At 57.0% G+C, this 10,289-nt stretch carries 12 protein-coding genes and 1 pseudogene; 1 reads left to right on the forward strand and 12 read right to left on the reverse strand.

The features are described from left to right. Positions 1-53: 53 nt before the first annotated feature. The 12 genes and pseudogenes from holA to HQL63_14830 form a co-directional block, all read right to left on the reverse strand. Complete coding sequence (gene holA / locus HQL63_14775) at positions 54-1,079, reverse strand: DNA polymerase III subunit delta (GenBank protein MBF0178089.1); 1,026 nt, start codon at positions 1,077-1,079, stop codon at positions 54-56. Beyond that, entirely contained in the window at positions 1,060-1,449 is a 390-nt protein-coding gene (locus HQL63_14780) for an FHA domain-containing protein (protein MBF0178090.1), read from the reverse strand. Before HQL63_14780 ends, holA begins: the two co-directional genes overlap by 20 nt. Positions 1,450-1,593: 144 nt before the next feature. Beyond that, complete coding sequence (locus tag HQL63_14785) at positions 1,594-1,890, reverse strand: hypothetical protein (protein ID MBF0178091.1); 297 nt, start codon at positions 1,888-1,890, stop codon at positions 1,594-1,596. Further along, the gene (locus HQL63_14790; GenBank protein MBF0178092.1) at positions 1,887-2,579 is read right to left on the reverse strand and encodes a nucleotidyl transferase AbiEii/AbiGii toxin family protein; all 693 of its coding nucleotides are present in this window, start codon (positions 2,577-2,579) and stop codon (positions 1,887-1,889) included. Before HQL63_14790 ends, HQL63_14785 begins: the two co-directional genes overlap by 4 nt. Further along, the gene (locus HQL63_14795; protein ID MBF0178093.1) at positions 2,576-4,672 is read right to left on the reverse strand and encodes an ATP-dependent Clp protease ATP-binding subunit; all 2,097 of its coding nucleotides are present in this window, start codon (positions 4,670-4,672) and stop codon (positions 2,576-2,578) included. Before HQL63_14795 ends, HQL63_14790 begins: the two co-directional genes overlap by 4 nt. Continuing rightward, a complete protein-coding gene (locus HQL63_14800; protein MBF0178094.1) occupies positions 4,669-5,565 on the reverse strand; it encodes a hypothetical protein in 897 nt (298 codons plus the stop codon). Before HQL63_14800 ends, HQL63_14795 begins: the two co-directional genes overlap by 4 nt. A gap of 246 nt (positions 5,566-5,811) precedes the next feature. Continuing rightward, entirely contained in the window at positions 5,812-6,480 is a 669-nt protein-coding gene (locus HQL63_14805; protein ID MBF0178095.1) for a hypothetical protein, read from the reverse strand. Between the two features lie 247 nt (positions 6,481-6,727). After that, positions 6,728-7,228, reverse strand: a complete 501-nt coding sequence (locus HQL63_14810; GenBank protein MBF0178096.1) for a phage virion morphogenesis protein — start codon at positions 7,226-7,228, stop codon at positions 6,728-6,730. A gap of 1 nt (position 7,229) precedes the next feature. Further along, positions 7,230-7,451, reverse strand: a complete 222-nt coding sequence (locus HQL63_14815) for a hypothetical protein (GenBank protein MBF0178097.1) — start codon at positions 7,449-7,451, stop codon at positions 7,230-7,232. A gap of 583 nt (positions 7,452-8,034) precedes the next feature. Beyond that, positions 8,035-8,763, reverse strand: a pseudogene (locus tag HQL63_14820) (hypothetical protein). Between the two features lies 1 nt (position 8,764). Beyond that, positions 8,765-8,974 (reverse strand): hypothetical protein, encoded by a 210-nt coding sequence (locus tag HQL63_14825; protein MBF0178098.1) that lies wholly within the window; start codon positions 8,972-8,974, stop codon positions 8,765-8,767. Between the two features lie 236 nt (positions 8,975-9,210). Next, positions 9,211-9,702, reverse strand: a complete 492-nt coding sequence (locus HQL63_14830; protein ID MBF0178099.1) for a helix-turn-helix domain-containing protein — start codon at positions 9,700-9,702, stop codon at positions 9,211-9,213. A 178-nt stretch (positions 9,703-9,880) separates the two neighbouring features. Between HQL63_14830 and HQL63_14835 the strand changes: the two genes are divergently transcribed. Beyond that, positions 9,881-10,237: a helix-turn-helix domain-containing protein gene (locus tag HQL63_14835; protein ID MBF0178100.1), complete on the forward strand. Its 357-nt coding sequence runs from the start codon at positions 9,881-9,883 to the stop codon at positions 10,235-10,237. Positions 10,238-10,289 lie beyond the last annotated feature (52 nt).

Consider the following 10,289-nt stretch of genomic DNA (forward strand, 5'->3'; position numbering starts at 1 on the left):
GGAGGAAGGGCGCAGCCCTTCCTCCTGGACCTCCATCCCAGTTTTTTAATCGTTTATTTTTTTCCGCAAAGAAGGGCTGCCCGCATGGTTGTGCGTTCCATGACCTGCCTGGCATCCAGTTTTTGAACACCTTTCAAGCCCGTGTCGGCAGCCTGACAGGCCAAGAGAACCTCCGCCAGATGCGCAGGCGGGATGACGCGGGCCTGGTTCAGGAAAGATCCTTCATCTTTCCAGAAAATTTTAAGTTGGGTGGCAATCTGTCTGGGAGAGATCCCCTCGGCCAACAGCTCCAGGGCTTGGATCAAACGACGCACCCTTGCCACCAGGTTTCCCAGCAAAACCAGGGGTTCATCTCCTCGCTCCAGCAGACGGTCCAGAATATGAAGCGCACGTGTGACCTCACCTGCCGTGACTGTTTCGGCCAGGGCAAAGGGGGTATAGTCGACCGTCTCCCCCACCACCGCCAAAACATCCTTCAAAACAACGTGTCGATCCTTGCCCAAATACAACTGCAACTTTTCCAGCTCCTGGTGGGCAGCACCGGTGTCGCCCTCCAGACGTTGTGCCAAAAGTTCCAACGCCTCCTCGTCCACCGTCAGTTTGGCGATGGCAAACCGCTCTTTGAGCCAGCGATGAAAGTCGCGTCCCTCCAGGGGATAATAGGGGACACACCAACAGCTTTTGTCCGCTTCAAAGCGGAGACGCAGGCCACTCTTGGCATCCAGGGAGGTTGCCGTAAACAGCAGCAAGGCCACGGGGTTGGGATGTTCCAGAAGGCTTCGGATGGATGGCAGGAGTCCGGCAGGAACACGTTCGGCCTCGCGCACCAGGATCAGGCGCCGGGAGGCCACAAACGGCAGGGTGCGGCAGGCAGCGTAGAACCGTTCCTGGTTCAGGTCACCGCCATGAAAAAGTTCGGCATCAAAGTCGGCATCCTCGGCATGGACACCAAAAAGCTGGGCACGAATCCGTTTTTCGGTCTCCCGGATCTGCCCCTGTTCCGGGCCATACAGCAGGATGGCCGACGGCCATGAGCCACGCTGAAGATGGACGGCAAGTTCAGTCGATTTCAGCTTCATCGGTTACCCATTTTTTTTCCTGTCGCAGCAGTTTCAGTTCAAGATCAGCCAGCTTGATGTGACTGCCCGGGGGCAACTCAACCGGTTCCGATATTTTGGCTCCCTCCTGGATTTGCAGGGGTTTTCCGTTGACCTCGGTGCCGTTGCGGCTGCCCAGATCCACCAGGTACAGTTTTCCCTGAATCCAGTGCAACTCGGCATGCCGCCGGGAAACCATGGGCTCCTCCCCCAGTTCACAGGGTGTCAAATCGATCTGTACGACCACTTGTGGGGGATCATTTCGCCCCATGACCATGCGCGACTGGTCCAAGGCAAATGTTCTCCCTTTCCCGGGTCCGTTCAGCACGCGCAGAGAGGCGTTGTCCGACATCGATTGATTTTGTTCTCCGAGTCCTGGAATCAAATCCAACGCAAAAGCATTACCCATCGCGCATGACCTCTGTTCCGTGTTGCTAGTGACAAATCCATGCTTCCCCACCACGATTCGGCGTTACTATCTGGTGCCCTCTGTCGTTCACTTTTGACCAAATCGGCGCGTCGGCATGGGTGGTGTGGGATACCGCCCCATTTTGGCATTCCAATACGCCCATGAGCGCGGATCAATGATGCCTGCCGGTGCATGGTCAAGGGCATCACGAAGATCTTCTTCTGTCAAAAACCGCCGCAACAACTTCATATCTTCGTGCGTTGCCCATGCCAGCGCATAGGCGACAAAGCGGAAGGTATCGGACAAGGCCTCATTTGGCTCCTCGAACCACACAAGACGACGCGCCAGAGCCTCCGTGTCGGGGGTAAGTGGAATGGTTTTCACCGTGATGACGCCATATCCGGGTTGGCCACGTGGCAAGGTGCGACAATCGTGGGCAGACGGTCAAGATCGACGGCACACACGGCTTTCACCAGTCTGTCCCTGGCTGATTGCGGCAGGCGCCAAAGATTTCCATCCTCGAAGTAGGAAAGCGCTTTGAGCGTATTTTGCGGATTGAACGGCGTTCCGTAGATTGCCCGTGCGGCAGCAAGAGCCTTCGGCAAGTCGATCCTGCCATCAACCAAAAGAGCGTCCATGTCGAAATAGTCCTTTGCCTCAGCCCGCATTTGCACCACGGAGGCTTTCATGCCCGCAAGGTCAAGCAACGCAGCTACCTGTAGACCATTATCTGGTGCGATCAGCGGAGAGTGCAAGCGCGGAGTCCCTGGCAACCCAAAGAATGAAAGTTTGACCATGCCCCCACGGTCGACCGTGCAACTGAACGTATCCGGCTGGCGTTGTGTGACGATGGCCCCCTTTAGAAAGGGGATGGCAGGAATCAGTTTCGTCGGATCGAATGACTTGTCACCGAAAAAATCGAAATCCACGGAGTTGCGATGTCCGAGGTGGAGTGCAAGGGCTGTCCCGCCATAGAGCACGAACTCCGTTGGCACGGCAGCGAGTTCATCCCACAAGCGACGCTGGGGCGGTGGCAGGATGTCAAGGCGTGGGACAAAACCACAGGCTTTCATGCATGGTCCGTGCAAACACGCTGCACATCCAGACCGCAATGATCGTTCAGTGTTAATCGCAAAGTCAAACCGGACAACTCCCGGGGGTCTGGAGAGGTCTCGAACAGGTATCTGTTCAGGGGACGTTCCAGCAGTGTTTCCAGGATACTCCTGATGCGCCGGCCACCAAACAGGAGGTGATCTCCTTTGGCCATTTCGGCGCTCAGGATGGTGTAGATGCTCTGATCGATCTCCAGGGTCAACTGGTACTTGTCCCGGGCGGCAAGAGCCAGTTGTTCGACAAACTTGCGCCCGATGTCCTTGATGTATTCGGGACGCAGCATGTCGAAGACGACAATGTTGTCTCCCAAACGGTTCAACAATTCAACACGACCAATCCGACTGGTAAAATACCACGCCACCTCCTGGCGAAAGTGATCTTCCACCCGCTCGCGGGAAAAATCGTGGGTCGTCCCGGCAAGCTGTACCTGGCGCATGATTCCCGGGCGGATCAACTGCCCGGTTTGGGGATCGCTCAGGTCGGATGCCCCGATGTTGCTGGTGAAGATGATGACTGTCTGATGGAAATAGGCAGTCTGTCCCTGGCCATCCGTCAGGCGGCCATCTTCAAGGATCTGCAAAAATTTATCCAACACCTTGGGGTGGGCTTTCTCAATTTCGTCAAACAGCAGAATGCTGTGGGGGTGCGCCATGACCCGGTTGGTCAACTGACCTCCTGCTTCATAGCCGACAAAGCCGGGCGGTGCGCCAGCCAGTTTTTCGGCGGCATGTTCCTCCTTGTATTCGCTCATGTCGAAGCGGGCGAAGGCTCGTTCGTCACCAAAGACCAGTTCGGTCAATGCCTTGGCCAACTCTGTCTTGCCAACTCCGGTTGGCCCCACAAAAAAGAACACCCCTTTGGGTTGGGTACTTCCTCTGCCGCCGCTCATTTTCAGGCCGACACGGGCGCTGATCAACAGGTTGGTGACCATCTCGACCGCCTTGGGCTGACCCATGACCCGTTGCGCAAGCACCTGCCGGGCCTGGCGCACCTTGTCGGCGTGGAGCATTTCCCAGGGGTCTTCCGTCACGCCAAATTTGAAATGATCCACCAGCCGGGCCACCTGTTTGCGCCGCAGGGGAATGCGGTTTTGCCAGGAAGAGAAACGGAGCGCATGTAAATCGATGGTCTGCAAGCCATCCGTCAGGTCGGAAAACTCTTCGGCCAAAAGTTCCAACTCCGATGCGTGTCGTGGGGAGGGGCTCTCTGCCTGAATGGCTTCTCCGCCAAAAAATCCACGGGTTCCACGTCCAGGGCGGATATGGTTCATGGCAAACATGCGGCGTTCTTCCTTGTCGGGGCGTCCCACCTGCACGAGGGCAACGTGGGGATTGTCCCGATAAAACCACTCGGGAACCCGTTTCAGGTCACTGGCCTGAATGACCAGGGTGTTGGCATAGCCTTGCAGCGCTCCCTCCTGGATGATGGCCGCCTCCAGGGTGCATTTTTTCAAAAGCATCAGGGTATGGCGTTCTTCAGCGCCATAATGGGCAGCACTGGCTGTGAGCATGTCACCGAGGTCAAGAATGGCCGCCAGGGGAAGTTCGCTTTGCGCCAGGGTCAGGCGCAACTCCGCGAGGGCCTCTTCCGGTGCCAGCCGGCGTGGCCTCGGGGAGCCCATGGCAGCGCTGGGGAGGGCACGTGGCGGCGGGACGACGGGGTTGGCATTTTCCGGTTGGACGACAGCGGCAGTGGGCGCCATCAGGCCACCATCAACCTCCGCCTGTCGTGCAACGATACCGCGCCGGACCAGCTCGGCAAAGCGTTCCTGCAACCCGGTTGGCAAAGGTGGGACGGAAGGGTGACTCTTCCTGAAAGCATCGAGCGCGGGCGGTGCGATCTGGCCGGTAAAATTGAAACCATCCGTCGGGTCAAAACGCACGATCAGGTTGAAGTCCATCTCCCGCAGGCAGGTGTCCAAAAATTCAAACACGGAGAGATAACGCCCGCGCCACAAAAACTGGTCGTGAACATTGCCATGCAGCAAAATGTGTTTGCGCCGCAGCAGCAGGCGTTCAAACTCCTTGATCCAGCGTGAACTGAAATCACTCATGAGCGGTTTTTGCCGAAGGGTGCAGGGTGGCTGGCGGGCAGGGCCTGCTCATGGCTTTCCACATGATGGGGTGTTTTTTCCGCCCACTGGATTTCACCCAGGTCAACGCCGAAGGTGGCTGACAAGCGTGACCGCATGGCGTTCAAAAGCGTTTCCGCCGCAGCACAGGTGGCAAAGTGCTCTCCGGTGGTTCCATTCTGCTCGACGGTGTGGGGGTAACCGGGCATCTCATACCAGACATCCCCTTCCAGCGGGACGCTGGCCAACACGTTCTCTCCCGAGGCCTTTTCCGCCCTGAGCAGCAGGGCTGTGGCGGGATGACCCGGATGCTCCTCCCCCGCCTGGGTGGTCACAAAACCCATGGCCTGAAGTACAATGGCCATGCTGCGGGCGACATGGTCACGCTTGTCGGCTTTGAGCTGGGCGGCATTGGCTTGCGCCACAAGCCTTTGTTCGCTGCGGCGCGCCTGTTCCAGCAGGTGTGGAGGGAGTGCAAAGCGATTTTCGACCACGGCCTGTTCGGCGTCACGGAGCATGATTTCCAGGTCCAGCACTTCCCGAGGCAGCCAGCGCATCAGCAGGGCATCTTGCTGCATGGCGACACACAGGGATCCCAGTGCGGCAACGGCCATCTCGGCTTCGATCCTGCCCGGCGCGGGTGCGGATTGCCCTTCTCCCCGAGACAACTTTTGTTGACGCCACAGGGTTTGGCGGCGTTCCCACTCCTGCTTTTCCACCTGGCGCCGCGTGTGTTCTTCTTCCCTGGCCTGGCGGCGGCGCGCCGCTTCCAGGGCACGCTGACGCGCCTCGTTCAATTCGGCTGTGGAATATTTGGGGGTGCCGCTCATGGGGCTGATTTTCTGCTGTGTTTGTTGTGACAGAGTCATGCCCATGCCAATGCTTTCCATCTCTACATGTTTTGTATAGACATGACAAGGATGCGCTTGCCGGGCCGTGCTGCCATGACCGGGGGAAAAACAGGGAAAATATCGGTGTAGCACCTACCAAAAAAAGATTGGGTCGTGACGTTCATTGCGTGTCGAAATATGGAAGAAACTGTCACTCCTCACCGTTTTTGGGGGAATATCTGTGAGAGAGTCCTGCCAATGTCATGTTTTCTGCAATGGCATCATGCGGGATCAATAGATATTTCCACGGCTTGTTACCGTACTTAGCAGCATGGCCTCGGCCTTTTCCATCCTGCTCTGCATGGCGGTCAGAGCGGTAACGATTTCTTGCTCGCTGGCCGTTTCGGCCAGGGCGAGCGCTTGTGCGATTGCGGCAAGAGACACGGTGTCCTGCTCCTTTTTGGTGGGTGGAAAATATCTGGCCAGCACCTCGCCCAGTCCGGGCAGGGCCGGATTGTTGGTGAGGGCGGCGTTCAAAAGCGCCGTCACGGCGCCTGTTTTCGGGTCGAAGGAAAAAGTGGGAGAGATGTACCGGTACTCACCGGAGCGGATCATCTCCGCTGCCCTGGCGGTCCACTCGACCCTGGCGAGCAGGCCCGTCCCCTCCTGCCACAGCAGATTCTTGATCCAGCCGGCTGCCGGAGCCGGCAAGCCGTTGTCGACGGCGTACATCGACTGGTGCTCATAGTCGATCACCAGATCTCGCGCCTTGCCCTGGAAGTCGGCGATGACCCGGGCAGCCGTCTGGGCGTCGATCTTCCAGGCAGTGATTTTCGTGCCTTCGAGGGCGCCGGGCCTGCCGTCCACCGCGGAAAAGCTCCCGGACGGAAAAAGACGGATATCCTGCCCGGGTGACAGGGAGGTGGCGCAAGAAGCAATGGAGAGTATGTGTGCGTTCATGTCGGGCAGGATGCCCGACGCGACGGGGAAAGGGAGTGTGAAGGGGTTCAGCGGAACAGGGATTTTGGAGAGAAAAACAAAAACCGAACATGTTCGGTTTTTGGCTGCCTTGGGCTTCATGCGTCCGAGGCAGCGTCCATCCATGGCGGGATGGGGTTTAAACCCCGTTTATTTCTTCCTGGGTGAGGTTTTTATCAAGCGTGGGTAGTGAGGATGGTCGGGGCAGGAAAACGCCGTATAGAGCGTCTCAGGCGGTCGCCCCCAGGAGAAAATCCTGGATCGTGGCCATGATCGCTTTTTGGTCGGTGTCGTTGACCCCGAGAAAGGGCCGGGCGGGGATGGTGACCTTTTTGGCATAGACCACATGACTGCCGATCTGAAAGCGTAGTCGCTTCGCCTGCACGGGCACGATCGTGGCGCCGAACTGGTGAACGGCGGCGTAAAGGACGTTGGTTCCAACCACCACCTGGTCACGACCGGCCTTGTAGACGACCGACCCCCGCAAACGCGAGGACTCGGTCAAAACCTTCTTGATCTTTTTGCTGGCCCAATACCCCGGATTGTCCGGCTGCCACGCCGTGCCGTCCGGGGCCACCTGGGCATCGAAACGGACCTGGGTGGTTTCAATGATATGCTCGCCAATCGCCTGCATGGCAGGAGTCAGATCGGCGGCACGCGCCTGCAACCCGGCCAGCATGGCCAGGGCGGAACGGTCGTCGATCTGGATGTCGAGGGTGGCGCCGGACATATCAGATTTTAATCTTCCCTTCGCGCACCATACGATCATAGAACGACTCGGGCGGCGTCACACCAGGTGGATAAAATTTTCCGCCCATAAATCTCTCACCCTTGAAATATTCAGTGGGGGGATTGATTTTTTGCTCAGCAACCATCCTGTCCGCCATTTCATGGTGCCGTTTGATGTCTGCCATATCCTCTTCCGTCAAACCTGGAGCGTAGCCAAATTCCATCTTATTTCTCCTTCAAATCCACCTCGATCTTCCCATTGTCCAGCACACGGACAGCTTCAATCGTGAACTCCTTTCCTGGAGGATACAACACCTCCCTCTGGTCCGGGTAGAAAGAAAACGGCTCAACCCATTTCCCTGTCTTGGATTTGATGAAAAAAATGTACTCTCCCTTGAATTTGGTCTCGTTGATGGCCGTACTCATGAACCCGGCATCACTGTAAACACCTCCTGGAACAACGTTTTTTGCCACATGATCCGGCAAATCAGTCGCCCGCACCACATCGGCTACCTTGTTGGGCAGCCTGGCCATGGCAGCTTTCAGCGTCTCAATGACAGGCGCAAGACGATTGGCCTCTTCAAGATTCTCGTTCCGCAAAGCACTGTTGATCAGTTCGTGGTTCCGCTTGCCACTCCCGGCCTTGGTGAGTCCGGTATAGTGACGCAAGGCCGCCAGATCGACGACGGAGAGGTTGGTGGTGGAGACGCCATACCGCATGGCGCTTTGCTGGGCCTCCTGCGCCAGGGTGTTGACCTGTTCGTCCCCCAAAAGCTTTCTAAAGGCCACTTCCCGTGGCGGGGTGGTGATCTCTGGCATGATTTTTCGCAATCCTTCCGGCAATCCCGTCACCTTCTTCTCGACCACATCACGCATCCTCAATGCCAGAGTGGACCTCCCCGGCGCATAGTCCCACCCCGGATCGATCCCCACCGGGATCGTGTGCTTTTTGCCCTGCCGGTCGGTCCATTCGTAGGTGCCATCGTCTGGTGTGCTGTCCGGGCCTTGCTTGCCCAGCCGGGCCAGATCACGCGGTCCCAGGGAAACGATGTAGCACCGGCAATTCCAGCCGTTGGGCGTGTAGTGGGTCAGCCACCAGGGATCGTCCCAGCGCAGGGTGGTGCCGTGCCAGGCCAGATGCCAGGGGCGGGGATGGACCGAGTCGCCATGCCGGTATTGCCAATAGGGACGCAGCTTGACCAGCTCCGGGTCGGTCATCTGCTCATAGCGCCCGGCGGCGTAGGCCGTGCGAATATTGGTCTCGAAGATGATGCGCGTCCGCCAGTCGCGATCGCCGTTGTAGGCCCAGCCGTGCTTGGCGACAAGCTCATCAAAATCCTTGCGGAAGCTCTCCAGGGTGATGCCCTGGGAGATGGCCTTGTCCACGGCGCCACGCAGATCGGTCAACAGATCCGCCTTCATGGCGCCTGCCACCATGAAGCCGGTGTCGTGGCCATCACGCCGGAGGTCGTCCCAATGCGCGGTGGGGATGTTGATCTTCTTGCGGAAAAAATCGATCGCTTCGTCAAACGGCAGGTCAAAGGGGTTGGGCGGCCTCCCGGGCTTGGTGGTCGGCTGTTGTGCGTGAGGCGATTTCGTGGGCGTGCCACCACCAACCGCCCCCCACCAGAAAAATCAAGACCGTTATTGCTGTTTTCCATCGGAATGTCAGACAGTTTGTATCGATAGTTTGCTTCTCGTCATCCGCATGTTGTCCGAGAAGTTTACCGAGACGTGCAGCTTTCATGGATACCTCCTTTTGTAAGCTCCGGTCCATATCGACCGTAGGAGTTGTAATCCATTCTTTGTGCCAGCATTCCTCCAACGCTTTCCAGATCCATGCTTGGTCACGTTCCGATTCATGGCGAGAGAATCGGAACGCTGGCACACAAGCCAATCTTGGGTTTCGATTCTCAACAACATATTGTTGTAATTGATAAAATACAAATTTTGAAGATGAAAAGCAAAAAAAACGAATCGGAACTACTTTTCCCGATTTTCCGCCAGCCTGATAGCCCGCTTCACCCGCTCTAATCCGATCTGCCGTGCCAGTGCTGCGTCGTCACCTTTCCTCTTTTCGTCAGCCATCACCTCGCAACAGAGTTGGACGGCTTCCTTCATCAGGTCGGGGGAAAGAGACTTGCCTTTGAGCAGTTCTGTGATGATGGCGACTCCTTCCAGCACATCCATCGCCCCCACATCAGGATACCCCGGTATGCTCCCCTTGGCAGGCTTCTCCGGGGCCGCATCCCCCCGCCGCTTTGGGCCTTCGCCAGTGGCGAGCCACTCCAGTGAGACCCCGCACATTTTCGCTATTTTAGCCGCGTTGTCGATCTTAGGCATCGTTCCCAATAGCCAGGATTTCACCGAACTTGTAGGAGTAGCGCAACGTCTCGCGAACTCGCTTTCATTCCCACCGGCGTATTCATTCACCAACGACCTAAGGCGATCACTGAGATGGTCAGATTCGGACATGGAGAATCTGACCCTCACGCCAAATTGGAGAAAATCGGTCAGATTCAGGCATAACATATTGTTTTATAAGCAACATTTTATTTATTCATTTCACAAAAACGAACATTAGATAAACTGACCGAGAAATTATCGAAATTTCGTTTGACAGCCTATCGAAACTTCGATATATCTAACCCCCATGAGACACACCGACACCCAAAAAAAGGCCCCGGAAGGGGCAATTGACTGGCATCCAGCCGACATCAAGGCAGCACTGGAGAAAATCGGCTGGACGCTTCGTGGGCTTGACCGCGCCAACGGGTACGGCCAGGGAACATTAAAGAAAGTACTGGTGAAGTCCTACCCGGCGGCACAAGTCATCATTGCCAACGTCCTGGGCATGGAGCCTTGGACCATATGGCCGAGTCGCTACCGAGACGGCGTGCCGATCCGGCAGCGACCAAACCACCCTTTGCAACGGAAGCATACCAGGAAGCGGCATGGTGCCGCACCTGAAATTTCAAGGAGGAAGAGGGATGAGCAGGAAAGTGCATGACACTCGATGTTCAAGTTTTTTGAGGCTTGACATATGACGGGGACGCAAAAAG

Source organism: Magnetococcales bacterium (genome assembly GCA_015231175.1).
Classification (GTDB): domain Bacteria; phylum Pseudomonadota; class Magnetococcia; order Magnetococcales; family DC0425bin3; genus HA3dbin3.